Source organism: Streptomyces sp. NPDC111744, from assembly GCF_055634995.1.
In genome coordinates this window covers 15847-42069 of sequence record NZ_JBVKCG010000036.1, presented here as the reverse complement: position 1 = coordinate 42069, position 26223 = coordinate 15847, and the positions used below count along the sequence as shown (strand labels likewise).

The 26223-nt window shown below is 69.8% G+C and carries 27 protein-coding genes, 1 pseudogene and 4 CRISPR repeat arrays (1 of these 32 only partly in view); of the genes and pseudogenes, 17 read left to right on the top strand and 11 right to left on the bottom strand.

Annotation, left to right across the window (positions count from 1 at the left end):
- Positions 1–41 precede the first annotated feature (41 nt).
- The 6 genes from ACZ7OO_RS41020 to ACZ7OO_RS40995 form a co-directional block, all read right to left on the bottom strand.
- On the bottom strand, positions 42–221 hold the full coding sequence (locus ACZ7OO_RS41020) for a DUF5999 family protein (protein WP_471512511.1): 180 nt from the start codon (positions 219–221) through the stop codon (positions 42–44).
- 187 nt (positions 222–408) lie between these two features.
- Complete coding sequence (locus ACZ7OO_RS41015; RefSeq protein ID WP_471512504.1) at positions 409–588, bottom strand: hypothetical protein; 180 nt, start codon at positions 586–588, stop codon at positions 409–411.
- 133 nt (positions 589–721) lie between these two features.
- Positions 722–1000, bottom strand: a complete 279-nt coding sequence (locus tag ACZ7OO_RS41010; RefSeq protein WP_471512503.1) for a hypothetical protein — start codon at positions 998–1000, stop codon at positions 722–724.
- Positions 1001–1151: 151 nt separating this feature from the next.
- Positions 1152–1538: a hypothetical protein gene (locus ACZ7OO_RS41005; RefSeq protein WP_471512502.1), complete on the bottom strand. Its 387-nt coding sequence runs from the start codon at positions 1536–1538 to the stop codon at positions 1152–1154.
- A gap of 156 nt (positions 1539–1694) precedes the next feature.
- The gene (locus ACZ7OO_RS41000; protein WP_471512501.1) at positions 1695–1853 is read right to left on the bottom strand and encodes a hypothetical protein; all 159 of its coding nucleotides are present in this window, start codon (positions 1851–1853) and stop codon (positions 1695–1697) included.
- Positions 1854–2022: 169 nt separating this feature from the next.
- Complete coding sequence (locus ACZ7OO_RS40995) at positions 2023–2808, bottom strand: hypothetical protein (RefSeq protein WP_471512500.1); 786 nt, start codon at positions 2806–2808, stop codon at positions 2023–2025.
- A 484-nt stretch (positions 2809–3292) separates the two neighbouring features.
- On the opposite strand from ACZ7OO_RS40995, the gene ACZ7OO_RS40990 reads away from it, so the two are divergent.
- The 3 genes from ACZ7OO_RS40990 to ACZ7OO_RS40980 all read left to right on the top strand — a co-directional run bounded on the left by ACZ7OO_RS40990 (position 3293) and on the right by ACZ7OO_RS40980 (position 5830).
- A complete protein-coding gene (locus ACZ7OO_RS40990; protein WP_471512499.1) occupies positions 3293–4051 on the top strand; it encodes a GntR family transcriptional regulator in 759 nt (252 codons plus the stop codon).
- Between the two features lie 202 nt (positions 4052–4253).
- On the top strand, positions 4254–5264 hold the full coding sequence (locus ACZ7OO_RS40985) for an AAA family ATPase (protein ID WP_471512498.1): 1011 nt from the start codon (positions 4254–4256) through the stop codon (positions 5262–5264).
- A complete protein-coding gene (locus ACZ7OO_RS40980) occupies positions 5261–5830 on the top strand; it encodes a phosphotransferase-like protein (protein ID WP_471512497.1) in 570 nt (189 codons plus the stop codon). The genes ACZ7OO_RS40985 and ACZ7OO_RS40980 overlap by 4 nt, the downstream gene beginning before the upstream one ends.
- Positions 5831–5837: 7 nt before the next feature.
- Here the strand turns inward: ACZ7OO_RS40980 and ACZ7OO_RS40975 are convergent, their stop codons facing one another.
- Together ACZ7OO_RS40975 and ACZ7OO_RS40970 are read right to left on the bottom strand one after the other, a co-directional pair.
- Complete coding sequence (locus tag ACZ7OO_RS40975; protein WP_471512496.1) at positions 5838–6674, bottom strand: DUF1932 domain-containing protein; 837 nt, start codon at positions 6672–6674, stop codon at positions 5838–5840.
- 4 nt (positions 6675–6678) lie between these two features.
- Positions 6679–7326, bottom strand: a complete 648-nt coding sequence (locus ACZ7OO_RS40970; RefSeq protein WP_471512495.1) for an HAD family hydrolase — start codon at positions 7324–7326, stop codon at positions 6679–6681.
- A gap of 107 nt (positions 7327–7433) precedes the next feature.
- Here ACZ7OO_RS40970 and ACZ7OO_RS40965 point away from each other — a divergent pair, with 107 nt between their 5' ends.
- The 4 genes from ACZ7OO_RS40965 to ACZ7OO_RS40950 all read left to right on the top strand — a co-directional run bounded on the left by ACZ7OO_RS40965 (position 7434) and on the right by ACZ7OO_RS40950 (position 11597).
- The gene (locus tag ACZ7OO_RS40965) at positions 7434–7715 is read left to right on the top strand and encodes a helix-turn-helix domain-containing protein (protein WP_471512494.1); all 282 of its coding nucleotides are present in this window, start codon (positions 7434–7436) and stop codon (positions 7713–7715) included.
- Positions 7716–8080: 365 nt separating this feature from the next.
- Complete coding sequence (locus tag ACZ7OO_RS40960) at positions 8081–9343, top strand: hypothetical protein (RefSeq protein WP_471512493.1); 1263 nt, start codon at positions 8081–8083, stop codon at positions 9341–9343.
- Between the two features lie 114 nt (positions 9344–9457).
- The gene (locus ACZ7OO_RS40955; protein WP_471512492.1) at positions 9458–11020 is read left to right on the top strand and encodes a helix-turn-helix domain-containing protein; all 1563 of its coding nucleotides are present in this window, start codon (positions 9458–9460) and stop codon (positions 11018–11020) included.
- 1 nt (position 11021) lies between these two features.
- Complete coding sequence (locus tag ACZ7OO_RS40950) at positions 11022–11597, top strand: transcriptional regulator (RefSeq protein ID WP_471512491.1); 576 nt, start codon at positions 11022–11024, stop codon at positions 11595–11597.
- Here ACZ7OO_RS40950 and ACZ7OO_RS40945 read toward each other — a convergent pair.
- A complete protein-coding gene (locus ACZ7OO_RS40945; RefSeq protein WP_471512490.1) occupies positions 11594–12205 on the bottom strand; it encodes a hypothetical protein in 612 nt (203 codons plus the stop codon). The two genes, ACZ7OO_RS40950 and ACZ7OO_RS40945, sit on opposite strands and share 4 nt — an antisense overlap.
- A 185-nt stretch (positions 12206–12390) precedes the next feature.
- On the opposite strand from ACZ7OO_RS40945, the gene ACZ7OO_RS40940 reads away from it, so the two are divergent.
- From ACZ7OO_RS40940 to ACZ7OO_RS40920, 5 genes are all read left to right on the top strand, one after another.
- Complete coding sequence (locus ACZ7OO_RS40940; RefSeq protein ID WP_471512489.1) at positions 12391–12627, top strand: hypothetical protein; 237 nt, start codon at positions 12391–12393, stop codon at positions 12625–12627.
- Positions 12627–12899 (top strand): hypothetical protein, encoded by a 273-nt coding sequence (locus ACZ7OO_RS40935; protein WP_471512488.1) that lies wholly within the window; start codon positions 12627–12629, stop codon positions 12897–12899. Before ACZ7OO_RS40940 ends, ACZ7OO_RS40935 begins: the two co-directional genes overlap by 1 nt.
- 57 nt (positions 12900–12956) lie before the next feature.
- Positions 12957–13351: direct repeats of the CRISPR family, unit length 29 nt; unit sequence CGGGACACCTCCGCTCGCGCGGAGCCGAC.
- Positions 13352–13507: 156 nt separating this feature from the next.
- On the top strand, positions 13508–14776 hold the full coding sequence (gene istA / locus ACZ7OO_RS40930) for an IS21 family transposase (RefSeq protein WP_471512487.1): 1269 nt from the start codon (positions 13508–13510) through the stop codon (positions 14774–14776).
- Complete coding sequence (gene istB / locus ACZ7OO_RS40925; protein WP_471512486.1) at positions 14776–15624, top strand: IS21-like element helper ATPase IstB; 849 nt, start codon at positions 14776–14778, stop codon at positions 15622–15624. The genes istA and istB overlap by 1 nt, the downstream gene beginning before the upstream one ends.
- 126 nt (positions 15625–15750) lie before the next feature.
- Positions 15751–16511: direct repeats of the CRISPR family, unit length 29 nt; unit sequence CGGGACACCTCCGCTCGCGCGGAGCCGAC.
- Positions 16512–16760: 249 nt separating this feature from the next.
- Positions 16761–17636, top strand: a complete 876-nt coding sequence (locus tag ACZ7OO_RS40920; protein WP_471512485.1) for an IS5 family transposase — start codon at positions 16761–16763, stop codon at positions 17634–17636.
- 21 nt (positions 17637–17657) lie between these two features.
- Here ACZ7OO_RS40920 and ACZ7OO_RS40915 read toward each other — a convergent pair whose 3' ends face one another.
- Entirely contained in the window at positions 17658–18116 is a 459-nt protein-coding gene (locus ACZ7OO_RS40915) for an SUKH-3 domain-containing protein (protein WP_471512484.1), read from the bottom strand.
- Between the two features lie 250 nt (positions 18117–18366).
- Between ACZ7OO_RS40915 and ACZ7OO_RS40910 the strand changes: the two genes are divergently transcribed.
- Both ACZ7OO_RS40910 and ACZ7OO_RS40905 read left to right on the top strand, forming a co-directional pair.
- On the top strand, positions 18367–19383 hold the full coding sequence (locus ACZ7OO_RS40910; RefSeq protein WP_471512483.1) for a hypothetical protein: 1017 nt from the start codon (positions 18367–18369) through the stop codon (positions 19381–19383).
- A gap of 343 nt (positions 19384–19726) precedes the next feature.
- Positions 19727–20731: a DNA polymerase Y family protein gene (locus tag ACZ7OO_RS40905; RefSeq protein WP_471512482.1), complete on the top strand. Its 1005-nt coding sequence runs from the start codon at positions 19727–19729 to the stop codon at positions 20729–20731.
- A 193-nt stretch (positions 20732–20924) separates the two neighbouring features.
- On the opposite strand, the gene ACZ7OO_RS40900 is transcribed toward ACZ7OO_RS40905, so the two are convergent.
- Positions 20925–21776, bottom strand: a complete 852-nt coding sequence (locus ACZ7OO_RS40900) for a replication-relaxation family protein (RefSeq protein WP_471512481.1) — start codon at positions 21774–21776, stop codon at positions 20925–20927.
- A gap of 529 nt (positions 21777–22305) precedes the next feature.
- Between ACZ7OO_RS40900 and ACZ7OO_RS40895 the strand changes: the two genes are divergently transcribed.
- The 3 genes and pseudogenes from ACZ7OO_RS40895 (at position 22306) to ACZ7OO_RS40885 (ending at position 24334) form a co-directional block, all read left to right on the top strand.
- Positions 22306–22650 (top strand): hypothetical protein, encoded by a 345-nt coding sequence (locus tag ACZ7OO_RS40895; RefSeq protein WP_471512480.1) that lies wholly within the window; start codon positions 22306–22308, stop codon positions 22648–22650.
- A gap of 260 nt (positions 22651–22910) precedes the next feature.
- Positions 22911–23357: pseudogene (locus ACZ7OO_RS40890) on the top strand (lamin tail domain-containing protein).
- Between the two features lie 314 nt (positions 23358–23671).
- The gene (locus ACZ7OO_RS40885) at positions 23672–24334 is read left to right on the top strand and encodes a hypothetical protein (RefSeq protein ID WP_471512479.1); all 663 of its coding nucleotides are present in this window, start codon (positions 23672–23674) and stop codon (positions 24332–24334) included.
- A 497-nt stretch (positions 24335–24831) separates the two neighbouring features.
- A CRISPR array of direct repeats spans positions 24832–25104; the repeat unit is 29 nt; unit sequence CGGGACACCTCCGCTCGCGCGGAGCCGAC.
- A gap of 262 nt (positions 25105–25366) precedes the next feature.
- Positions 25367–26223: a CRISPR direct-repeat array (repeat unit 29 nt; unit sequence CGGGACACCTCCGCTCGCGCGGAGCCGAC); it runs 27 nt beyond the window's last position.

The window sequence follows — 26223 nt, the reverse complement described above, 5'->3', positions numbered from 1 at the left end:
CGGCGGCCGGTGCAGCCGAAACGGCCGCACGGTGGTCGGAGTCAGGCGGGGCGGTGCGGGCCCACGATGCGACCGTCGGGCAGGAGGTCGCCGGTGTCGTCGAAAGCGAGCAGCCCGTTGCAGAGCAGGCTCCAGCCCTGCTCCGGGTGGGCCACCAGGACGGCGGCGGCCTCCCGGTCCGGACTGTCCGCCGACGGGCACGGCGAGTCATGCCGGCACAGCGAGCGGGGCAGTCGGCCGGTCGGGGTGGTGGGGGTCAGGGTGGGCATCAAGGCCTCCCGGCAGGTGGTCGGTCGCGCGGCTGCGCGGCTCCCCTGGACGCCGCACAGCCCGACCGCCGACGGGGGCGGGGCCGGGCTGTGCGGGTCAGGCAGTCGGCAGAGGTGGCGGTGCCGGACTGGCGGATCGTCAGCGCTGGTTCTTCTTGCGCTGACGGTTGAGGTAGGCGTCCTGCAGCGCGGCGAACGACTCGAACAGCCGCTGCCCGGTGGGGCAGCGGCTGGTGTCGGTGCACGACGTGCAGGTTCCTTGGTGGGCGCGGTGCGCGGTGTGCGCGGCCTGGTAGCGGGCGAGCAGATCGTCAGGCACGGTCAGTGCCCGGCAGCCCGGCAGGCATCACAGACGCCTCCCGACCAGCCCTCGAACCAGCCGCTGCACACGGAGCACTGGCCGCTCACGGCCAGGACCAGACGTAACGCGGTAGCAATCAACCAGCGCGTCATCAGCGGGCCTCCGTCCCGGCCGGGACGACGACGGCCAGCTGCTGCCGACCCCGGCACGCGCTGCACGCCGACCAGCGTCCGCACAAGCCGCATGCGTCCTGCTCCGTGTCGTCCAGGTTGACGGCGGCGAGCCGGGCCCGCATCTCCGCCACGGTGCGCGGTGCGCGCCGTCCGGCGGGGATCCGGGCGTCCTGCTCACGGACGACGGCCAGGAGGTGCTGACCGAGACGCTGGTGGGCCTCATCGGTCGTGATGGTGCGTGTCATGCTGTCAGCCACAGGGACTCCTTCCCGAGTTCCTGTACTGGCGGCCCCGGAGCTCTCACCTTCCGGGGCCGCCGCCTGTGACTGGCCGGACGGCCAGCCACGGCCCGTCTCCCGCTCCCACCCGCCGGTGGGCGGGAGGCGGGAGGCGGACCGTGGCGGATCGTCAGGCAGCCGCCGCGAACGACTGGGGCGTGCGGCCCTCGCGGACCAGGCGGTCCGACGTCGTCCACGTGTCGCCGACCGCGTACGGCTCGGCGTCGACGCGCATGATGTCGCGGACGATCACCGTCCACAGCGCGGTACGCCGGAGCAGCGCGCTGGCCCGCTCGGGGTCACGGATGACGGCCAGCACTTCGTACGCGCTGATGCTGGTCTGGTAGATCGCGCCGACCGCGCGGGGGCCGATCTCGGCGTCGACCCGCGCGTCACGCTGCGGGTGCGGGCGCCCGCCAGCCGGGGTCGGCCGGTCCGGGGCCTTCTCGTGCGGAAGCGGACGCTTCGGCAGCTCCGGACGGCTGACCAGGGTGGGGGTGGCTGTCATGCTGTGCATGTGGTGGGTCGTCCTCTCACAGAAGGGTGACCTACGACAGGACCCCCGGGGAGGCACCCCCGGGGGTCCATCGCGTGAGTGCGTCCTGCGCACTCCGCCGACCACCAGCCCACGGTGAAGCAGGGCTGGTCGACGGCGGGCAGCGCGGGCTGCGGGTCAGTTCTGCCGTGCGGCACGCTCGGCGTCGCGGGCGTCCAGCTCATCCATGAACTGCTCGTATTCGGCCTGGTCCATCTCCTCGTACGTCCGGTGCATCTCCGCCAGGTCGGCCTGCTCCTTCTCGTACGCGGTCATCCCGTCCTGCTCGCCTTCCATGGGCCCTCCTGGTCATCAGTGGGTGAGGTGCGGCCTGCGCACTCCGCCGTCGACCGGCTCGCAGTGAAGCGGGCCGGTCGACGGCGGGCAGCCCAGGGCTGCGGACGGCTACGGCCCCGGTCGTCCCGTTCAATCGGGAGGGCCGGGGCCGCGAGGTTCGTCCTGGTGTTCAGCTCGCCGGTTGTCCCGGGCGAAGCGTGGTGCGCGGTACGGCGGGAGACTCCGTCGGGGCGTCGCCGGCGGGGAGCTGCGCGCGCCGGGTGTCAGCGTCTCCGACCTTCGAGAGGACGGCGCTCCACTGCGTGGCGCGCGTGGGTGCGGCGGCCGCGTACTGGCGGTCGAATCGGCGCCGCTCCTGGGCGAAGAAGTCGCGGACGGCGCGGCGGCGGGGTTCCTGGCGGAGTAGGCGGAGGAAAGTGACGGCGAGGCGTTCGCCGTCGCAGCAGGGCAGCGGCAGTCCGTCGCGGCCGGTGATCTCGCCCTTGCAGGCACGGCACTGCTGCTGGTGCTGCCGGAACGCGCGGCGGACCGTCTCGGCGCTGAGCGGGGCGGGGGTGAGCTGACTCGCGGCCGGGGCAGGGGCGGTCTTGGGCTGGGGCAGCACCTTGGTGGCGCGGCGGGAAGCGGTGGTGGGGCGGGCCTCGATCAGCACCGTGCGCCAGTCATCAACGCTGATGTCGATGGTGACGCGGCGGTCACTACCGGCCGTGCAGCGGCGGGGGTTCGGGGTGCCGGCGGGGTCGGTGTGGTGGGGCACCAATTTCGGGGTGCCGTTCATGCCGGTGATCGGGCACCAGGTGCGGCAGTCGGGGCAGACCATGTGCTCCCGGCCGGGAGCAAGGTCGATCTCGGTGGCTGGGAGGGTGGAAGCGGCGATCGGCGGGCGGGGGTTGACGCGCTTGGTGCGGGTCTTGCGGCACCGCTTGCGAGCCGTCGGGGTGGCGGTCGTGGTCACGATGACTCCTCGTCTCGGAGGGGCTGGACGCGTCGAGGTGTCCTCTCCGCCCGCCAGGCCGCACAGGCCGTGGTGGCCCGCGCGTCCTGATGGACGGACAGCACATCAGCGCTGCTTCGTGCGCCACAGGAGCCATGACCCGGGGGATTTGGTGGTGGCTATCACCCCGGCCCTCCCCAACTACTAGGGGAAGGGGCTTCCTGCAGTCCTGCAGTGAGGAACCGACGTTCCGGCTCCCTCATCCGGCGCCTCTCCAGAAGCGGTTCCGGGTGGGGAAGCCGGGCCCGTAGTGAACCCGGCAACAACCTCGTTAACGAGGTTGCGAGACTAAGTAGAGACCATCCTCGGTATCAATGTCAATGACCTCGTTACCGAGGTTGAGATGTTCCGGTATCCTGACCCAGCCGCCCGAACCCGCCAGGGCGCCCCGCAAGGCACCTCGATAGCAATCACCCATAGGATCGTTATCGAGGTAGGGAGACAGATGGCAGCAGACGAGACCGGCGCACAGCCCACCAAGGCTCAGCAGATCGCTGACGAACTGAAGGCGGCGATCGAGCGGGGCGACTACGGGCCTGGTGATCGCTTGCCGGGAGAGAAAGCGCTGGCCGAGCAACACGGGGTTGCCGGTCTCACTGCCCGTGCGGCGCTGAAGATCTTGCGCACACAAGGCCTCATCGAAATGAGGAAGGGGGCCAGCCCTCGTGTCATGTCGTTCGAGCTCATTCGGCGCCACGGCATCAAGCGACTGGCCCGCGACCAGTGGGGAAGCGGAAAGACGATCTGGTCCGCAGATGAACGACTGCCGGACGTCGATCAGATCGCTGTCTCGGAAAGCGTCGCCCCTCCGCCCCACATCAGGGACGTGCTTGAGCTGGCTCCAAGCGAGACGGTTTGCGTACGCAGTCGTCGGTACCTGGTGGACGGACGCCCCGTCATGTTCGCTGAGTCGTATTTGCCTCAGTCGCTGGTTGAGGGATCTCCCATCACGCAAGCCGACACCGGCCCTGGCGGGATTTACGCGCGCCTGACAGATCTTGGCCACGCACCGGCGCGCTACCGAGAAGAGGTCCGCGTACGCATGCCCACCGTCAGGGAGGCGGCTCGTCTCGCCATCCCCACTGAAAGATCGGTCATCAAACTGGCTCGCACGGCCTTCGACTCTGAAGGACGAGTCGTAGAGATCAACGAGATGACCATGGATTCGGCCGCGTACGTGTTGGACTACGAATTCGACGCCTGAGCACTGCAACTCCGGCACAGCGGCCTCCGCCTGATAGCTCGTTCTGTGGGAGCCATCACACCGGCAAGATCCTCAGATCGACATCACAGCGGCTTGTCGAAACTCATGCACGTGCTTGTACACAGGTTTTCAACATCCGCGTACACATGGGATTTCGGGGTCTGGATCTAGGCTCCGGCACATGACATCGGAGGCCCAGAGGGTGGCAAAGCACTTGGGTTGGCGGCCGGAGCATCTGCGCGAGCATCGTGAAGCGCACGGGCTCACGCTGGAGCAGGCGGGGGAACGGCTCCGGCAGGTAGCCGAGCAAGCCAAGTTGAAGGGCATCCCCGCCGCCAACCCCCAGACGCTTTGGCAGCACGAGCAGGGCGAGGTGTTCCCGGGACCTCATTACCGGCGCGCCTATTGCCTCCTGTACCGCGCCACCGAACCGGACCTGGGCTTTCGCACGGCCCTGCCGGGCGAGGAGACGTCGTTCAAGGTGACGCCGGTGGACGACCGTCTCAACGGCTCGCACGTGCTGGCCGTGGAACGGGCCATCCATGCCATCGCTCCCGGCTCCGAGGCGGCCGACCACGTCGCCCTCCAGCAGCGCATCATTGACGCCTGGAAGCGCCGGCACACCGGGGGTGATCCGCACCGGCCCGCGCTGATTCTGGTCGGTGGGTACGCCGGGAGCGGGAAGACCGAGCTGGCGCGCTTCTTCGTTCAGCTGACAGGTTGGCCCCTGCTCGACAAGGACCCGCTCACCCGCCCGCTCGTGGAGAAATTGCTGGTCGCTCTGGGAGCCGACGCGAACGACCGGCACACGGACGTGTACCGGGAGAAGGTCAGGCCGGTGGAGTACGACTGCCTGATGCAGTCCGCGATGGCCAACATCAAGTGCGGCATCAGTACGGTGCTCACCGCGCCGTTCATCTCCGAGATGACGAACGCCGACTGGATGCGGAGGCTGGCCAACCGCTGCAACGCCTTGGGCGTCGACGTCTACCCGGTCTGGGTCCGTTGCGATGAGGAGTCGATGCGGGAGTACATCACGTTCCGCTCCGCTGCCCGGGACGCCTGGAAGCTCGCGCGCTGGGACGAGTATGTCGCCACGATCGACATGGACCTGCGGCCGGCGGTGCCGCACCTGGTCGTCGACAACCGGCTGGGCACCGCGGTCTCACTCGCGGACCAGGCAAGGCAGGCGATGGGAGCGATGTACGCATGACCGGGCAGACGGGCCTGATCCTGTACGGCCCGCCAGCCGCGGGCAAGGACACCATCACCGGAGTGCTGTCTCGACTCGATTGCCGCTACCGGCAGTTCGAGCGGTTCAAGGTCGGCTCGGGCAAGAGCCATGGTTACCGAATGGGGACCGCTGAGCAGCTGCTCGCGCTGGAGGCTGCGGGCGACGTCGTCTATGCGAACCGCCGGTATGGCAACACGTACGCCATCGATCGGGCGGGCTTGGATGCGGCGTTCAAGGTGGGGGTGCCGGTGGTGCACCTCGGGCAGGTCGACGGCGTCCAGGCTTTGATCGACGGCTACGCGGCTGACTGGTCAGTGGTGCTGCTGTGGTGTCCGCGAGAGGAGACCGCGCGCAGGTCCGAACGCCGGGGCGACCGGGACACCGCTGCGCGGCTGGCCGCGTGGGATGCGACCCGCAAGGACCTGGACGCGCATCCGAACATGGCCTGGAGCCTCACCGTCGACACCGCAATAACTTCGCCGGAGGAGTCGGCACGGGTCATCGACCGGCTTGTGGCGCGGCAGGCGGGAGCAACGCCGGCATGAGCGCGGGCTACGGCTGGGAGAGGAGGGTCAGGGCGTCCATGAGTGTGAGTGAGCTGTCCTTGGCGTCGTTCCACCGTGCCAGCGTGGCGGCGGCTGCACGCAGCATCTCCGGGGGAAGGCCAGCGTCCTCGAGGGCGTCGGCGACCTCTTCCATTTCCGGGCCCCACCGCCACGCGCGGGCCGCGGCCTTGGCGATGTATTCGGGCTCGGCAAGGTACGAGTCGCTGCGTCGGGCTGCAACCTGGAGGAGTTCCTGGTCGACGCCGTGCTTGTGGGCGAGGCCGACCGAGAGCGCCACAAGCACGCGGGAGGCTTTTTGGAAACCGGCGTACGCCAGTTTCAGCGCCGACGCTGTCCCGATCTCCGCGCCCAGGGCCATGGTCTGCACGCCCGTGTTCACGAAAAGAGCTTCAACGCTGGCGACCGCAGCGGCAGGGCCGGACAGGTACAGCGTCGGGCTCTTACCGCCCACGGGCGGGGAGCCAATGACGCCTCCGTCCACGACGGTCGCCCTGGCTCCGAGGAGATCGGCGATCCGCGTCGTCCGTTCGGGGTTGATGGCGTTCGCGTCCACGTATACCCCGGCGTATCCGTGCTCTGCGACGTCGCGGGCCAGGTCCTCGGCGGCAGCTGGCGGGCAAAGGCTGATGACGATGTCGCTGCGGTCCAGCAGCTCGGCCAGGGTGGCCACTGCGGTCAGGCCAGCCTGCTCGGCACGCGCGATGGTGGCTCGGCTGCGCCCGGCCCTGCACCACAGAACGGAGGCGTTCGTTGCGGCACAAGCCGCGACGGCGGCGCCCATGCTGCCGGGGTGGAGGATGCCGACGGTCGGCTGGTGGGGCATGGGGTTACTCCGCGGAGTGGGTGAGGAGGTAGTCGATGGCGTCGGTGACGTCACCGACGGTGTGGTGGGGTGCGACAAGGTCGGGGGGCCAGGGGCGGCCGTCGACCCAGATGGTGCGGAGCCCTGCCCGGTAGCCGCCAGCAATGTCGGTTTCGGGATTGTCGCCGGTCATCCAGTCGCCCGGGGTGAGCTGAGTACCGCAGCGTGCGGCCGCGAGTTCGAAGAGCCGGGCGTCTGGCTTGCGAACGTCGATATCTCCCGAGGCGGCAATCCCATCGATCAGGTCTGCGAGGCCAGTTGCCCGGATCTTTGCGCGCTGAATGTCGCTGGAACCGTTGGTCGCGACGCCTATGCTCCACCCGCCGCCCTTGAGGCGTTCCAGGCTGTCGAGGACGGCGGGCCGGCAGTGCACGGCGGCCGCCATGCGGTCCACGTATACGCGCCACAGATGATCGGCCGACTCGTTGAGCTGGAAGGTGTGGCGCAGGCGCTCGAAGTCGCTACGGTCCGCTCGGTCTGCCAGTTCGGCGATCAGCCAGCGCTCGATCTCGGGGCCGTAGCCGTGATCGTGGCTGAGCTGAGTGATGGCAGCCGTGAAGGCGGATCGGCGGTCGACCAGGGTTCCGTCCAGGTCGAAGAGAGCGAGACGCATGCTGGTGACCCTAGCCCGACAGAATCTTCACCTGACACGTCGCTAACTCCACAGCACAGAGTAGAGACATATGTATAGTTCTGGATCACGTGAGAAGAGGGGGAACAGTGTCTGAACTACTCGATGCAGTCGACGCTCTACTCGCGCGGCCGGACACCATGCCGCCGCCGGAAGTTCGAGCACGTCTCCGCAAGGCCGACGGGCTCACCCAGGAAGAAGTCGCCAGCGTTTTCGGCGTCACCAGGGTCGCGTTCCACCGCTGGGAGACCGGAACGGCCAAGCCGCACCGCCGCCGCCTGGAAGCTTATGCCCGACTTCTGGAGGGCTGGGCTAATAAGTACCCAGAAGTGATGTCCGGCCAAGATTCGCCTCACCAAAAGGCAGGCTGAGAAGACCAATGCGCTCCCGATCTCCGTAAATGCGAAGCGGCCCCTGTCGCCACAACAGGAGCCGCTTCCAAGTCCGACTCGCACGCCCTTCTCAAAGCTCCGAGTCGTGTCCGGTGAGGTGACCTCGCCGGGGGTGATACCCGTGGGCCTCGCGGCCCTCGTGGTCACCTGTACCCAGAGTATGCGCACCCGATTGCGCAACGCCACTACTCTTGGGATCCGCATAGGTCACATTCCACCGGTACGGCTCCCCTACCTGGGGAGATGACCCAGTTGCGTCGCCTGTTCTACCGTCCGCCAGCCGTGCGGACTCTCGCGGCCGTTTCCGTCCCGGCCGCCGCCAGCCTCTCGGTGAGGGGGGCGGCATGAGCGCATCGAAGCGTGCCAAGTCCTCGCCGACGCGTCCGACGACGTCGGCAGCCACCCCGGACCAGGTAGTCGAGCTGTACGGCCCGGAGACCGACGGCTGGTACGACACCCGCGTCATGGACTGGATCCCCCTGTCCGAGCAACTCAAGGACGGCGAGGTACGCGGGTACTTGATCCTGCGGAGCCTGGTGGTCGACAAGTTCAAGAACCACGTCCGCGTGCTCACCCTCCAGCTGCTGTGCGAGCTGATTCCCAGTCCGAGCGGCGGTCCGTCCAGCCTGACCCGCATCCGGAGCATCCTCGACGGTCTCACCAAGGTCGGTCTAGTGACCACGCCGGAGGGCCTGCCGCTCACAACGTCGTCCCGCGCAAGCGCCATGACCAAGTCGCTTCGCATCCGGATCAACGACCGAGCTCCCGACGGCTACACGGGGTGGCGGAACTCCGAGGACAAGCTGAAGGCGCTCGGTACCGCCCTCGCCGATCTGGTCGAGAACGACGCCGACACCGGTACCGCTCCGGGCCCCCGCCGGGCCGCCTCCGGGGCGGGTCGGAAATCCGACCCGCAGCCTGGACCGGGTCGGATTTCCGACCCCGGGGGTCGGATTTCCGACCCCGGGGGTCGGAAATCCGACCCGGCGGGTCGGAAATCCGACCCGTTGAGTCGGATTTCCGACCCGCTCGCGGCATCTGACCAGGTCAAACGCGATGTTCCTCTGGTTTTTCCCTCTGGATCTTCCTCTGGTCTCTCTCCTGTCGCGGGTAACGCTGAGGCCCCTGGAGACGTCCCTGCGGACGGAGAGAGAGAGATCGAGGCTGCGCCGGGGGGAGAGAACCCCTCCGGGGCTGAGGTCCCGCACCAGCGAGAGCGCTCAGACCAGACCGCAGCAGCAGGAGGCCGGATCGTGGCCGCGTACGCCGCTGCCCTCGGACGACCGGTGCTGAATGGGACCCGGGCCAGGCTGGAAGGCCAGGCCATCGAGCTGCTAGGCCAGGGACTCCCCGAGACCTGGCTGTGCGACCGGGCCCGGGAGATGGCCGCACGCGGCTGGACGGACATGCACCGGCACGTGGAAATGTCCAAGGCCCCCCTCGCTCCGGCTGCCGTCAGCAAGGGCCGTTCCGGCGTGCCGGAGTGGTGCGGGCAGTGCGGCGAGGGCACCCCTGCCGCCAGGCTCAATCCGCGGTTTCGGACGCTCGGGGAGCTGGGGACTGGGGAGAAGTGCCCGCGTTGCCACCCTGACGTAGTGGGCCGGTAGGCCTGCCGGACGCCCCTGTGCGGCCCCGGTAGGCCTACCGGCGGGGTTTTCCTCGCCGGGTCCCGGGGGGCGGCCCTCAGACGCTCACACAGACGATCAAGGAAGGAAGTTCCGATGGACCGGGACAACACCACCCCCGGCCTCGCGGCGATCGACGCACTGCTCGCCGGGGTACAGGAAGAGGTTCCGCTGCCGCGCCCGGAGCTCCGGCGCCAACTGCGGGAGAGCATCGGCCTGTCGAAGGCTCAGGTGGCGCGCGCGGTCGGTGTGAGCGCGTCGACGCTGAGCGGCTGGGAAGCCGGCCGCGAGCCCGGCGGCGAGTCTCGTGCGCGGTACGCGTACTTCCTGGAGCAGGCACAGGCCAAGCTCGACAGCCGCACGCAGACGGCCGCCGACCCCGCGGCCGCGGACAGCTCCAGCCCGACGGAGACGGCCGTGACCACCACCGCCGACGACGGCCAGGACGAACTCGCCGTGCCGCAGCCGTGTGTGCTTTGCGGGCAGCCGGCCAGCCACCAGGTCGCCGGGTTCCCGCAGCACCTGGACCCCTCCGAGTGCGCCACCACGCCCCAGTCCCCGCAGCCGGCACCCGCACCCGCGGCGGCGGCTCCGGTTGCGAGCGCAAGTGGTCGGGGCCGCGCCGACGGACCGCGGCAGGCCTCGCGCGGGGTGAAGGTCGTGGCCGCCGGCCGCCGGGTGCAGGCCGCCGATGTCCCGGACCCGCTCGCCGGGCGGATCTCCTCGGCGGTCGCGGCCGCGCTCGGCGAGCACGGCGGGGACGTCACGGCCGCGACCGAGGTCCTGGTGAAGCGGGCGATCCCGGACGCGATGGCGCTGCTGGACCAGTCCCGGATGGGCGGCCGCTACGACGTAGTGGCGCACCCGTGGCTGCCCGATGCGCTGCGCAAGCAGTCCGCACGGGGCGCGGACCAGGTGTGGGAGGCCCGCCCGAAGTGGACCCGGCCCGAACTCCCGGCCGGCGCCCACGAGGTGACCGCGCTGGACGTCAACGGCGCGTACCTGTCGGCGCTGAAGACCCATCTGCCGCTCGGACAGCTGGAGCACTCCGAGGGCGGGCAGCACGACCGGCGCCGGGCCGGTATCCACCTGATCACCCCGCCCAACTGGGACCACGACGCGGTCCTGCCGAACCCGATCGGCGAGCGTGACGAGCCGGGTCCGCTGTGGGTGACCGAGCCGACCCTGCGCCTGCTGCTACGGATCTCCGGCCCGAAGTACGGGCTGTGCGACCCGCCCGTGATCCACGAGTCCTGGACGTCCGGGGCCACCGAGGGTCTGCTGGAGAAGTTCCGCATCACGCTCAAGGACGCCCGGGACCGGGCGATCGCCGACGGCGACGAGGTGACGCTGGAGTACGTCAAGGCGATGTACTCGAAGTTCGTCTCGACCATGGGGGAGTCGAACTACAACCGGGAGCTCTACCGGACCGACTGGATGCACCTGATCCGCTCCCAGGCGTTCGCGAACCTGTGGTGGAAGGCCCACCGCGCCTACGACGAGGGTCTGATGGTGGTGCGCGCGATGGGCACCGACGAGCTGCACGTGGCCGGTGACTGGCGCGCTATCTTCCCCGAAGGGCGCGGCGTGACCGAGGTGAAGGTCAAGGACGTCTACACCGTCGGCGAAGCCGCCCCCGTGACTCCGGAAGAGGCCTGACATGCCCGAACGCAACCTCGACTTCGGCAAGTTCGGCGCGCGCGGCATCAAGGGCCACGAAGCCGTCGCCCGCCAGCTCGACGCCCTCGCCGGGTACGTCGCCACCCCCATCACCGTCAGGCGAGGCCTGCTCGCCCGCCTGCACTACCTCACCCGATCCGACCGCGCACGCGCCGCCGCCCGGGAAGCCGGCCTGACCGCCACGCCCCGCACCATCCGGGCCTGGCTCGCCGGCACCCGCCAGCCCTCCCGCGCCAGCCTCGCCGCGATCGAGCAGGCCTACCGCGCGGTCCGGCGCGAGAACGTCGCCCGCTACCTCCTGGCCCGCCTCAACCGCGACGGCCGCGGCACCCGCGTGGAGTTCCACCCGCTCAACCAGTCGCAAGTCTCCCGGCCCCAGCAGCGGGCCGTGGCGTACCGGACGCTGAACGTACGGCGGTGGGACCGGATCGTCGCCGCATGGGCCGCTGACGATGACGACGCCCTGGACAACGCGTGGGTGGACGACGCGGTGGTCGACCTTGGCTCCCAGTGGGGCCAGTACGAGTACGTCACCAACATCGGATTCGCCGCCTAGCTATCGCTGCTTCGGCGCAGGGACAGTCGGCGCCGAGGCGCGGCGGGCGCGTCCAGGACGAGGAGCAGCTCCCGGCGGAACGCAGTCAGGGCCTGCGTCGCCACGTCCTCGTCGTCGAAGTGGTCCACGACCGCAGCGAGCACGTTCTGGGCCGCCTCGGCCAGTGCTTGCTCCGGGCGCCTTATCAGCGGCGCGGCAGCAGCTCCGAGACGGCTGAGGGGCGCGGTCAGCCTGTCCGCCGCTGCCGAGAACTCCTGGTCCCACTGACGGAGCACCGCAACCATCTCGCCGGTTTGGGCGAGGAAGCCGGGAAGGCCCTGCCCTGCTCGTTCCCGCGCCGCAGTCGCCCGGATTAGCGCGTGCGCGCTGACGATCAGTCGCGTTCTCCAGCCGCCTACCCCGCGATCGTGCATATTGCCTGCCACCTTGACCGCGATCACCGCAGCGAGCAGCTCATCGGCCTGAGCTTGCAACTCTGCCTGGTCATCGGCCAGTTGCTTGCGCGCCTCCGTACGGCGCGTCTGCCAGTCGTTCCCCACCGCCCCGAGGAACACGAGAGCCACGGCACCGGCAGCACTGACGAGCGGGTTGAGGAGATCAGCGTTCATGCTCCCCTGGACACCACCCCGGACCCGCCAGGTTCCCCCTCGCCGCCTGTACAACCGTACGATCTGGAAGGCGCGGTCGCGATGGCCTCGCCAGGACCCCCGCCCAAACCGCCAGGAGGTCCCTCAGCTGACCCGCTCGGCGATACCGTGGTGTCACACGCCCCGTACCGCGTCTGGAGGCTCCGATGAACGACCAGCCGGTCCCCGCCGACGGAGCCGTCCGGCAGCAGCTGGAGCCGGCGGCCGCCGAGGCGGTCCGCGCGTACGCGGCACGAACCCGCGAACAGGCCGACCAGTTCGCCGCCGTCCTGGAAGACATCGCCGAAAACGGCCTGCCCCCGGTCGAGGACTGCACGCCCTGGGAAGAACTGCGCGAATCCCACCTCGCCCGACTCGCCGCGCAGCGGCCAGCCGTCGCCTGATGACCCAAGGACACGGACCCCGCCGCGCCCGGATCGCCTTCTCCGACTCAGCCGCCAAACAGCTGGAGAACCTCACCAGAGAGGCAGACATCCACGCCCTGGACCGCGCCCTGGTCGTCATCTCCGTCGACCCCGAGATCGGCGCACCGATCCCCGGCGACACCGCCAGCCCCCAACTGCGCCAGTACACAGACGACATCGAAGCCGTCCGCATCCTGTACTTCGTCACCGTGCTGCGCACAGTGGTCGTCGTCGCTTACATCGAAGTCTGACACGACGCTGATCAAGCAAGCCGACACCCCGGGCAACGCACTGTCGCCGTACTACCCCGGGACACCTCCGCTCGCGCGGAGCTGACCAGTCGGTGGGAAAAGCGCTGGGCTGGCTGGACGGGGCACCTCCGCTCGCGCGGAGCCGACGACGGCGTCTACGTCCTGCACTGGCTCGACGACGGGACACCTCCGCTCGCGCGGAGCCGACGAGTGGGACTCGATCGAGGCCTCCGACGCCTCCGGGACACCTCCGCTCGCGCGGAGCCGACTGCGCCGCAGTCGTCGGGCCCTGGGGGCCCTCCGGGACACCTCCGCTCCCGCGGAGCCGACGGGGAGATACATCCCAACAACCTAGGAGTCACCGGGACCCCTCCGCTCGCGCGGAGCCGACATCCATGCCGTCAGGATTGCAGAGCCTCACGCCGGGACACCTCCGCTCGCGCGGAGCCGACGGCGATCAGGTCCCAGCCGCTGGCCTCGATGCGGGGACACCTCCGCTCTCGGCAACGGGTGAAACGAGGGCCACGGACGGCGGATGAAAAGTGAGCCACTCTGCGATCTCTTGATCATTCTGACTTCACTGGTTCTGAAGTCGGGAGGAAGAGAGGGTGATCCACGTGGAGGACTGGGCTGAGATCCGCCGGATGCACCGGATGGAGGGGCTGTCGGCTCGGGCGGTGGCCCGTCAGCTGGGGATCTCCAGGAACACCGTGCTGCGGGCGCTGGCCTCGGACCGTCCGCCGCGGTATCGGCGGGCGCCGAAGGGCTCGGCGGTGGACGCGGTGGAGCCGGCCGTGCGGGAGCTGCTGAAACAGACCCCGACGATGCCTGTCACGGTGATCGCGGAGCGGATCGGCTGGGAACGGGGGCTGACGATCCTGCGGGAGCGGGTGCGCGAGCTGCGGCCGGCTTATCTGCCGGTGGATCCCGTCTCGCGGACGGTCTATGAGCCGGGTGAACTCGCGCAGTGCGACCTGTGGTTCCCGCCCGTGGACATCCCGCTCGGTTACGGCCAGAGTGGGCGGCCGCCGGTGCTGGTCATCGTCTCGGGTTACTCGCGGGTGATCACGGCTCGGATGCTGCCCTCACGGCAGACGGGCGATCTGATCGACGCCCACTGGCGGCTGCTGACCGCGTGGGGAGCCGTGCCGAAGATGCTGGTCTGGGACAACGAGGCCGGAGTCGGCAAGGGACGCCTGACATCCGAGTTCGCTGCGTTCGCGGGCCTGCTCGCCATCCGGGTGCACCTCTGCCGGCCCCGGGACCCGGAAGCGAAGGGCCTGGTCGAGCGCGCGAACGGCTACCTGGAGACCAGCTTCCTGCCCGGCCGCCTCTTCACCGGCCCTAACGACTTCAACCACCAGCTCGGCGCCTGGCTGCAGATCGCCAACCGGCGCCATCACCGTGTCATCGACGCCCGGCCCATCGACCGCTGGGAGAACGACCGGGCGTCGATGCTCGCCATCCCGCCGGTCGGCCCGCCCCACTGGTGGCCGCTTCGCACCCGCCTGGGCCGGGACCACTACATCCGCGTCGACACCAACGACTACTCCGTCCACCCCCGCGCGATCGGCCACATGGTCACGGTCCACGCCGACACCGAGGAGATCACCGTGACCTGCGGCGACGACCTGGTGGCGCGTCACACCCGCTGCTGGGCCAGACACCAGAGCCTGACCGACCCCGAACACGCCGCGGCGGCCCGGAACCTGCGCGGTGAGGTGATCCACCAGCAGGCAGCCCGAGCGGCCACCGCCAGGGCTGCGGCCCTGGCCCCCGACCGCCTCGGCATCGAGGTCGAACAACGCGAGCTGGGCGCCTATGACCGCATGTTCACCCTCATCGAGGGCGGCGGCGGGAAGGAGGGGGACACCTGATGCCCCGCACCACCGCTCCCGCGAAAACGCACCCTACGGCCGACGCGGGCAAGCCCGACGGCCAGGGCGCCCGCACGGGCCAGCAGACTGCCGCCGACCTGGCCTTCCTCGCCCGTGCCATGAAGGCCCCGGCCCTGCTGGACGCCGCCGAACGCCTGGCCGAACGCGCCCGCACCGAATCGTGGACCCACACCGAGTACCTGGTCGCCTGCCTGCAGCGCGAGGTCTCCGCCCGCGACTGTCACGGCGGCGAGGGCCGCATCCGCGCCGCCCGCTTCCCCGCCATCAAGACCATCGAGGAGCTCGATCTCACTCATCTGCGTGGTCTGACGCGCCAACAACTCGCACACCTGGGAACATTGGACTTCATAGCGGCGAAAGAGAACGCCGTCTTCCTGGGACCGCCGGGCACCGGCAAGACCCACCTGGCGACCGGACTCGCTGTCCGGGCCTGTCAGGCCGGCCACCGGGTCGCGTTCGCCACCGCCGCCCAGTGGGTCGACCGCCTCGCCGCCGCCCACCAGACCGGCCGGCTCCAGGACGAACTGGTCAAGCTCGGCCGCTACCCGCTGATCGTGATCGACGAGGTCGGCTACATCCCGTTCGAGGCCGAGGCCGCGAACCTGTTCTTCCAGCTCGTCTCGAACAGATACGAGAGAGCCAGCGTGATCGTCACCTCGAACAAGCCCTTCGGACGCTGGGGAGAGACCTTCGGCGACGAGACCGTCGCCGCCGCCATGATCGACCGACTCGTCCACCACGCCGAGGTCCACTCCCTCAAAGGGGAGTCCTACCGCATGAAGGGCCGCGAACTCGGCCGCGTCCCCACCGCCACCGACAACGACTGACGAACAAGCGAGGCCGCACAGTGGCTCACAATTGAACCGTTCGAACTGGTCCCAAATTCAGCCGTTGCCGACACTCCGCTCGCGCGGAGCCGACTTCACCGACGACGACAACTGCGACGCCGCATCCGGGACACCTCCGCTCGCGCGGAGCCGACTGCTGGTGGTGCCGTTGGCGAACCGGCCGCGGCGGGACACCTCCGCTCGCGCAGAGCCGACGGACCTGGGCCAGCCGGTCCAGGACACCAACTCGGGACACCTCCGCTCGCGCGGAGCCGACGAAGTCATCCAATTCATAGGCGGTGGGGGTAGTGGGACACCTCCGCTCGCGCGGAGCCGACCCCTACCAAGGAGAACAAAACCGATGTCCTCTCGGGACACCTCCGCTCGCGCGGAGCCGACGCAGGCGGAGCGGTACGGGTAGACGGAGACAACGGGACACCTCCGCTCGCGCGGAGCCGACTCCAAGTCCACGTCGGACTTCTCCGAGGTGAGCGGGACACCTCCGCTCGCGCGGAGCCGACGCGGCCGGGTTCAGGCCGGCCCAGGCGAGCAGCGGGACACCTCCGCTCGCGCGGAGCCGACGGTGTCGGCCGTCCTGGTGTACAACGTGCGGATGGGACACCTCCGCTCGCGCGGAGCCGACCCCCGCTAAACGGCACCGACGCTCACCGAGGCCGGGACACCTCCGCTCGCGCGGAGCCGACCCCACTGAAGCACGAAGCAAGGAGTGGATCACCGGGACACCTCCGCTCGCGCGGAGCCGACAGATCCTGCAACGCGCTCGCGGCGTCCCGCGCCGGGACACCTCCGCTCGCGCGGAGCCGACACGGTCCCGCACCTGCGGCCCGTGCCCGACGACGGGACACCTCCGCTCGCGCGGAGCCGACACTTCGCGACCTGCAGCGTTAGAGCGGCTTGGTCATTTCTTTACTTTTTGTGGTGCGGTGGGGTCTGGTTGTTGGGCGGGGTGTGGGGGTCATGGAGCCGGGATTCCGGTTCGGCGTTGTGGTCGGCAATGAGGGTAACTCTGCTTGCCGTGCTGTGACTTGGAGAAGTGCTGGTCGGGGGGTGTTGTCAGTGGGTGGTGTTAGGCCGTGTGTCGAAAGTGGATCTCGGGCTGTGAATGATCACGGTCCATGGGTCGGGGAGATCTCACGGACGAGCAGTGGGCTGTGCTGGAGCCGTTGTTGCCGAAGGGGATGAAGGCGGGGCGACCGCCTGTCTGGCCTCGGCGGCAGCTGATCGACGGCATACGGTTTCGGGTCCGGACCGGTGTTCCATGGCGGGACGTTCCCGTCGAATACGGGCCGTGGGGCCGGGTCTACGACCTCTTCCGTCGGTGGCAGCGGGAAGGCATCTGGCACCGCATACTGACTCGGCTCCAGACCTTGGCCGACGCGAAAGGCGCGATCGTCTGGGACCTGAGCGTCGACTCCACGGTGTGCCGTGCCCATCAGCATGCGGCCGGGGCCCGCAAGCAGGGCCACCTGCAGAAGCAGCCACCGGGCGGCATCTTCACCGAGCCCTGTGATCATGGGCTGGGGCGGTCGCGCGGCGGGTTCACCACCAAGCTGCACCTGGCCGTCGAGCAAGGTCAGAAACCCATGGCGATCGTGGTCACGGCAGGACAGCGCGGGGACTCGCCGCAGTTCGAACCCGTACTGGCAAAGGTCCGCGTGCCCCGCATCGGGCCGGGTCGGCCACGCGTCCGTCCCGATCGGGTGCGGGCGGACAAGGCGTACGCCTCCCGCAGAAACCGCGCCTACCTGCGCCGACGCGGGATCCGATGCACCATCCCGGACAAAGCTGACCAGGCGCGCAACCGCCGGAAGCTCGGTTCCCGCGGCGGCCGGCCGCCGCACTTCGACCCGGTCGACTACCGCCAGCGCCACGCGGTCGAGTGCGGGATCAACCGCCTCAAGAGGCACCGCGCCGTCGCAACGCGCTACGACAAACTGGCGCTCCGCTACGAGGCGACCGTCCTCATCGCAGCTATCAACGAGTGGCTGTGATCAGCACCAGTGGTGCGGCGACTAGAAGAACGTCATGTCCCAGTCGCCCGAGATCAGGGCCCGCATGGCTTCCTCGAACCCGTGCCCGAACCGCTGAACTCCTGCGTCACCGCCCAAGACGATGTCACCGTTCTCTGCGAGGAGAACCATCTCCTCGGTCGAGAGGGCGATGCCCACCGGCAGGGCGGACATGCCGAGGCGCTTCTCGAAGTACCGCACGTTCGACGCGAACGCCTCTGTGGCCTCCCCGACCGAGATCGTCAGCGAGGTCTCGTCCCCGGTGACATGGGACGGCCAGAAGACCGTCGTCTCGCCATACTTCCCGAGGAACGCCACGAGCTTGTCGGTGACGTCGAAACCCGCATCCTGGTAGGCCAGGCGGGCTGCCTCGACATCCACGGGACCACACTCGACGCGCAAGGCACCGGCGAATGCCCTGCCAAGGGACTCCTCCCTAGCCCTGCTGTGCTCGAAACTCATCCGTTGTGCCCCTCTCTGAGCATGTCGGGCACCCACGCCTCACCTTGTACATACGGGGAAGACAGACGGGCGGTCAACCGCGTTCGCGCCCTTCGGAACCAACGGCTCCAGCACGGCCCGCTGCTCGTCCGTGAGATCTCCCTACCCTCCGAACCGCGATCACCCACAGTGCAAGATCCGCTTTCGATACACGGCCTAGGCATGGTCGAGCGCCACCCGCAAGAAGAGCCTTCGCACCCTGCGAGTTCTGATGGCCTGGCTCGGCACCGGAACTCCGATTACTGAACGGGACGTCGTGGGTGTCGGTGATCTCTCCCCGTATTACAACACCGTGCGGGTCGCCGGATTCCTGCAGGCCAAGGGCATGCTGACGCTCGACTCGGACGCCATCGGCACCCACGAGGCATCGGTTCGCCGATGGGTGGACCAGGCGCCAGCCCAGTTCCGGGCAGACCTCCGCTCCTGGATAGGCGTGCTCCGGGGCTGCGGAAAACGCCCCTCGCCGCCGATGTGCTGGGGCACGATCCGCGGCTACACCCTGCACGTCGTGTCCGTCCTCGGCACCTGGGAGCATCTCGCCTCGCTGGGCGAAGTGACCGAGCAGGAAGTAAAGGCGGCGGCCGTCAACTATTCGGTGTTCACCTCACTGCGCTCGCTGTTTCGAGCCCTGCGACGCGAGCGCCGCATCTTCCGCGATCCTGCCAGAAACGTGCACCTCACCACCCCGGTGAGAGTCCCCCGGCCGATCCCGGCGGACCGCCTCAAAGGCCTGCTCAACCTGGCCGGCGGCGCCAAGGACCGGCTCGCCCTGGTCCTGATGGCTGTCTACGCGGTTCGCCCCAAGCAAGTTGCTGAAATCCTTCTCGACGACCTTGACCGGTCCACAGGGCGGCTACGGATCCGCAGGCCGAACCGGCTCGATCACGTGATCTGCCTCGACGAGTTCGCTCTGCGACTCGTCAAGGAGTGGCTGGTCGAACGTCACCGCAGGTGGCCCCTGAGTACCAATCCCTATCTGATCGTCAGTCCTTTCACTGCACTGCATGTCGATCGTCCGTCCGTAGGAATCGCCAACTTCTCATCGCTTCGCGACCGCGTCGGCATCAACTTCACCCAGCTGCGACAGGACCGGTTCCTGGACGAAGCACGGGAGACCGCTGACCCAGTCAGGCTGATGCGTCTCTTCGGGATCACCTCCTACACCGCGATCCACTACGTCCGCACCGCCCACCCCGAGCGCTTCGCCATCGATCCGACGCAGGCATAGCAGCTGCGTCACAGCCAGCCGACCTTCTTGATCACATCGGCTGCGACCTCGCCAACCGAGCGCGTCGTGGTGTCAACGCTGAAGTCATCGACTGCTGTTTGGTCGAGGATCCTAGCCAGCTCGCTAACTGCTCAAGCCGTTCCCCAGGATCGTGGATGAACCCGGGCCACATGATCACCCAGGCAGATTCCACGTAACTTCTAGCGTTTGGAGCCGCTCCAGGTCGTCCGGAAGATCCCGCGAGTGATCGAACATGTTTTTGATCCTAGGTGTGCGACCGCGGCCTCCGCACTCGCGTGTTCGATTATCTGTTCGATACTGTGGCGGGGGAGGTGAGCGCCGGATGAGTGCGGAGTCGACGGGGCGTCGGCCGGGTGTGGTGATGCATGTGCGCTGCCCGGCCCGGCTGTCGGAGGAGACCTACCGGCATGTCCTGGAGCAGCTGGGGGAGCTGTCGCCGGTGGTGCAGGCCCTGCCGCCCACGGCGGCCCTGGCCGACTTGCGCGGTGCGCTGCGTTATCACGGTGCGACCGCCTCCCACCTGGGGGAGATCCTGCGGTTGCGGACGGTCTCCCGCTACGGCATCGATGTCCGCGTCGGCATAGGCCCGACCATCACTGTCGCTGCGACCGCTTCCGCGCAGGTCCCGTACCCGGGCGGGGTCCTGGCCATCGAGGCCGCCGACGCCGCGGACTGGCTCGCCCTGCTCCCGGTGGAGGACCTGCACGGCATCGGTCCCCGCCAGGCCGCCACGCTCCGCCGCTACGGCGTCGACCGTGTCGGCCTGCTCGCCGCACTGCCGGCCGCGACCGTGCAGCGCCTGCTGGGGAAAGCGGGCCGGACAGCCGTCGACCGGGCCCGCGGCAACGACCCCCGCACCGTCACCCCGCAGCGCCTGCCGGCCTCCGTCAGCGTCCGGCACCGGTTCCCCCGCGACGTCCTCGATGGCGCCACGGCGCGTTCGACTCTGCTGGGCCTGGTCGTGCAGCTCGGAGCCGAGCTGCGCCGCCGCGGGCAGGCCGCGCGCGCTCTCACGCTCACGCTGACGTTCGCCGGCGGACCGGCGTGGGAGCGGACCCGCCGCCTGGCCGAACCGTCCGGGCACGAGGACGACCTGCGCCAGCTCACCTACCAGCTCATGGACGCCGCAGGCCTCCAGCGGGGCCGACTGACCGGTCTCGCACTGCGCGGCGAGGACCTGGTCGACAGCGACCAAGCCGCCGAACAGCTCAGTCTCGACGCCGCCCGGCAGGCACGGCTCGCTGCCGAGGGGGCGGCCGACCGGATCCGGCAGCGTTTCGGGCCCGGCGCGATCGGTCCGGCCGCCACCTACCGGCCGGCATCCTGACTACGAACGGCGTCCTTAACACTCGGAAGTCTCTGACCTGGGCACTCATCACGCGCATGACCCGCATGACTCAACCGGGCAGACCAACATGGTGGGCCGCTCCCGCTGACTGGTGATGGTCGGGGCTGGCCCGCGGCCCCGACCACGGGGCCCGACCACGCACTGCTCTCCCCGACCAGGGCTGGTCAGCGCGCTACGCCTGCCGGTGCCCGGGCTCGGTCCAGCCAACTCGCCGGCCGGGGTCGTGGACGGGGCGCCACACGGGTGCGGAGGGGCCGTGGTGGAGCAGGTCGGCCAGCGGCGCCACGAGCACGGGGACGTCGTACGGGAAGCGGGCCAGCAGCCCGGCCCCCGCGCGCAGGGCGCTGATCCGGTTCTCGACACCGGCGGGTCCGGTGCCGTCCAGGACGAACAGGACGCGGGGGAAGAGCGGGTAGCGCCGCCGCCACTCCTCAACCGCCGGTACCTGGAGGGTCGGCCGGCGCCCCGGGACCACGGGCACGTAGCGGTAGAGGCGCTCGTACGCGGGCAGTTTGGCGGCGAGGCGTTCGGGGCCCATGGTGGCCCGGTCGACTTCCACGAAGGCCCGCAGCATCGATCCGTTGTCACCGTCGATAGGGCCGCGCCGGTAGTACAGCAGGGCGTCGGGGATGACGGCCTCTCCGCTCCCAATCGGGTGGTGGACTTCGGGGATCCAGTCCAGCGGCTCGCACACATCGCCGCGGCGGCGGGCGTCCTCGAGGAAGGCGAGCGCGGTCTCGGTCACGGTCAGCGTGTGGCCGGCCTTCAGTCGTACGGCGGTCGGATCGGAGACGGTCCTGGAGGGCCGGTGTCCGCGCAGTTCGGGCCATTCGGAGGCGAGTTGCACGCCGTATGCGGTGGGGAACCACACCCGGGTTCGGCCGGCCTGCGGCAGGGTGATGCGGTCGACCAGCCCCTCTGCGCGCAGTCTGGCCAGCCTGCGCCTCGTCTGCTCGATGCGCACCAAGGGGGCGATCACCCGGTGCATCTGCTCGGTGGTGGCCATCCGGTACTGCGCCAGCACGCCCAGCGCCAGCCGGTCCCCCGCTGCCCGCGTCCACGCCGATCATTACGGATCCGCTCGCTTTCCAGCCGGTGTGGGCACCGGCCTGCCCGGCACCGCGTGTACCGGTTACAGCAGCAGCCGGCCCCGACCAGGGCTCCGACCACGAAGGCCCGACCACGGTCACGAAGCGACAACGCCTGTGTGGACCAGGCCCACATCCCCGCCGACAACCCGACCGGCAACCGGCCGCACCCTCTGCCGCGCCCGTTTGGAAACCCGCAGGTCACCACGCTGACCCTGCCGTGGTCGGGAGGCCGACATCCCTCTACGCCCCCGAGTCCACGCCCCACAGCAGGAAGAAAAGAGAAGTGGGTGGGTGGGACAGGCCTCGGGCGGCGGGCGAGGGGTGGCCGCGCAGGTGTCCACGTTGCGCGCGACGGCAGGTGCCGCGCGCGGTGCCGGGCAGACAAGCTGCCCGGCCGGCTCCTGTGGGTGATCTACGACGGGCGGCCGTGACCGGTCTGCCCGGGGCGGGAATTGATCGCGTATGCACCTGCCCCGACGTCTGCTCACCACGGCGGCAGCCGTCGCCGTCCTTGCGACCGCGCTGTCAACTGCTCCGCTGGCCACGGCGGCCGTATCCGCGCCGTGCACGACGACTTGGAAGGTCGTCCAGCGCGTTCCCGTGCGCAAGCCGGCGTGGAACGAGGGGTCGGTCGCGACGACGCGTTCGCCGGTCGTGCGGTATCTGCGCCGGGGCGAGCGGGTGACGTCGTGTGTGGTCGCGGTGGGCCGGGGCGGGTGGTCGCAGTACCGCGAGTGCGGCGGCGGGAGCCTGTGGCGGATCGTGCCCGGAGGGCAGGTGCCGGCGCGCTGCCTGGGGAGGACATGAGTTCAGCGGCTGTTACGCACTTTCAGGTGAAGGCCCTGCCCTGGAGGAGGAGTTGAGGTAGCGGTCCGTCCCAGCGATCCCGCTGCTCACCGGGATTTCCGGGTGACGCTCCGTCAACTTCCGCCCCGGCCGCCGACCCGCACAACGCACCCCGGCTGGGCTCCGGCTTTCATGCTGCAGGTGCCGTGGTGTCTGGCCCCGAGAAGGGGAACCTCGTGTCCGTATCTGTTTCCGCCCCCTGTCTGACCGCCACCGTCGCCGTGGCGGCCGCTGCTGTGGGGCGCTCGCGCTGCCCGCCGCGGCCGCCGGCCAGCACCCGGCCCGCCCGCACCACGATGTGGTCATCAGCGCCGTGCAGTATGACTCCCGGGACGTGACGACCGTTCCGACCGCTCCCTGAACAACGAGTGGGTGGACGTCACCAACTCCACCCGCCGGGCGGTGAACCTGGATGACTGGACGCTGACCGACGAGGCCACACCTTCACCTTCCGCCACTTCCGTCTGGAGGGCCGGGCGACGGTCCGCGTCCACACCGGTGTGGGCCGCGACAGCGCCACCGACGTCTTCCAGGACCGCCGCGCCTACGTGTGGAACAACGACCGTGACACCGCGACCCTGCGTAACAACCACGACCGTGTCGTCGACGAGGTCTCCTGGGGCCAGCACCGCGGTGGCCACCGCAACGGCGGCACCATCCGCCGCTGACTCACACGGCGGTGCCGGTGGCCGGTGACCCGGGCCCGGCTTGCGGCATACCGGTCCGGCAGAGCGATCGGTGTCGGCCGGCGACCGGGCGGGGTACCTGCCACCCGATCGCTGGCAACCCGGCGCCTGCTTGAGCCTGTACGTCCACGCCGGTGCCGTGAGGCCGGTGTCCGTGCCGGTGCCAGGTCCCTCGCCCTGAGCTCTTCGGGCGGGTGTACGCCGGGTGTGCGTCTGCGCGCTCCACCCCGCGCGCTACGGCACTGGCAGGGTAGGGCAGCATCTGGGCAGCCGTCGCCAGACCATGAGGGGCTGTCATGCCATTCACCCGCCGCGCCACAATGACCGTGGTGCTGTCCTGCCTGCTGCTCGCGGGCTGCAAGTCCGCCTCGCTGGGCGGCTCGTCGCCGTCCGGGACCACGAGCGCGCCGGGGGCGGCGTCGGGGACGAACGGAGCGGGCCGGGCGATCGCGGTGGGGGCCGGCCCGCAGAAGAAGTACGCGGTCCAGCAGCAGCCGGCGGCGGGATCGTGCCACTACCGGTACGAGAAGGATGAACCTCTGGAGGACCCGGCGTGCACCCCGGGCGCGGTCTCCCCGGCCGTCACCCAGGCGAACCTGGCGTCGACGATCTGCCGCAAGGGCGGCTACACCTCCGGGGTGCGCCCTTCCACCTATGTGACGGGCAAGGAGAAGAAGCTGAACGCGGCCTCCTACGGGTTCACGGGGAGCATGCGGGATGCCGAGTACGACCACTTGATCAGCCTTCAGCTCGGCGGCGACCCCAACGACTACCGCAATCTGTGGGTGGAGCCGACCGACCCCGGCCACAAGAAGGGTTCCGGGGTGAACAACCTCAAGGACCCGGTGGAGACGAAGCTGCACACCGCGGTCTGCTCCGGCAAGGTCACCCTCGCCGCGGCGCAGCGGGCCATCGTCACCGACTGGACGACCGCGCTCAGCCGCCTCGGCCTCAGCTAACCGGGCGGCCAGTGGCCCGCCCGCGGCCGGCCGGGAATGCAGGATGCGAAGGCCGTGCACCGGCGGCGCTGGTGTGGGAGCGTGGCAGAAGTCCGGGCCCGCCGCTTTCCCCCGTAGCGGCGGGCCCGGACGTGTGTCTAGTGGGCGAGGGTGACAGTGACGGGCTGGTCGGGGCAGGCGGCCAGGCGCTCGGCGAGCGCGGCCTGCTCAGCGGGGTCGATGCTCAGCTGGTAGCCCGTCTTGTCGGCGACCCAGTCGGTGACGTAGGTGCACCAGTAGCCGGCGTACGGCGGCAGCCACTCGGTCGGGTCCCTGTCGGCTTTCGACCGGTTGGAGGCCGTGGAGACCGCGATGAGCGCGCGGGAGTCGTCGAGGTCGTTGGCGTAGGCCTCGCGCGCGCGAGCGGAGGTGTCCCGCCGACGGTGCGTTCCAGGAAGCTGGTTCCCTCGTCGGCTCCGCGCGAGCGGAAACGACGAAGCCCCCTCGCGGCGAGGGGGCGGGACACCTCCGCTCGCGCGGAGCCGACGGGCACGACTGGGCCAGCCCTCGCACGGGTAGCGGGACACCTCCGCTCGCGCGGAGCCGACTGCGAGACGCCCCGGTCGTTGAGGTCGCCGCGCGGGGCACCTCCGCTCGCGCGGAGCCGGCCTCATCATCGCCGCGCCGGTGCAGTTCATGCACGGGACACCTCCGCTTGCGCAGAGTCGACCTCCGCGTGATCCGCATGCCCGACGGTAACTCCGGGACACCTCCGCTCGCGCAGAGCCGACGATCATCAGGCGATAGCGATGACCTGCTCGTATGGGACACCTCCGCTCTCTCACGGAGTCGACCCGCACGAGACGCCGGGCGGCCTCCAGATCGTCGGGACACCTCTGCTTGCGCGGAGCTGACTTGGCCAGCTTCGTGACCATGTTCGGATGGACCGGGACACCCCCGCTCGCGCAGAGCCGACCATCGCTGACCGCTCGCTCGGGACACCTCCACTTGCGGGAGCCGACTGCAGGCGGGCGGTCCAAGCAGGATCCTCCATCGGGTCACCTCCGCTCGCGCGGAGCCGACACAGGTCAGCGCCAGCAGACGGCCTTCGCGTGGGGGACACCTCCGCTCGCGCGGAGCCGACTCGTCCTTGGGGGTGTAGAACGCCATCGTCATCGGGACACCTCCGCTCGCGCGGAGCCGACAGCAGGTCGCGGAAGGCGAGGACTTCATCGAGCGGGGCACCTCCGCTCGCGCGGAGCCGACAGCGGTGCCAAGACCCTCGCCGAGCTGCACGCCGGGACACCTCCGCTCGCGCGGAGCCGACCTCAAGCCGGTCCGCTGCTCACTGTCCCTCAGCGGGACACCTCCGCTCGCGCGGAGCCGACGTGACGAGCGTCGGCAACATGCTGCCGAAGGACGGGACACCTCCGCTCGCGCGGAGCCGACTTTTTGCCGCTGTCGTACAGGATGTCCGCGCCCGGGACACCTCCGCTCGCGCGGAGCCGACCCCTTCGAGCCGACCGGCGACCACGCCAAGGACGGGACACCTCCGCTCGCGCGGAGCCGACCCCTTCGAGCCGACCGGCGACCACGCCAAGGACGGGACACCTCCGCTCGCGCGGAGCCGACTCCACCACGACCTTCGGCAGCGGCAACCTGAACGGGACACCTCCGCTCGCGCGGAGCCGACGCCCTCTACTACGACGGCAAAGTCCCCGAGGTCGGGACACCTCCGCTCGCGCGGAGCCGACCACGCCGACCGCTGCACCGAAACCCACGCCACCGGGACACCTCCGCTCGCGCGGAGCCGGCATCTCGTCGAACGTGGCGTCGGCCTCGATGAACGGGACACCTCCGCTCGCGCGGAGTTGACGTCTCCTCCAGCGGCCGCCGTGGCCCCGACTACG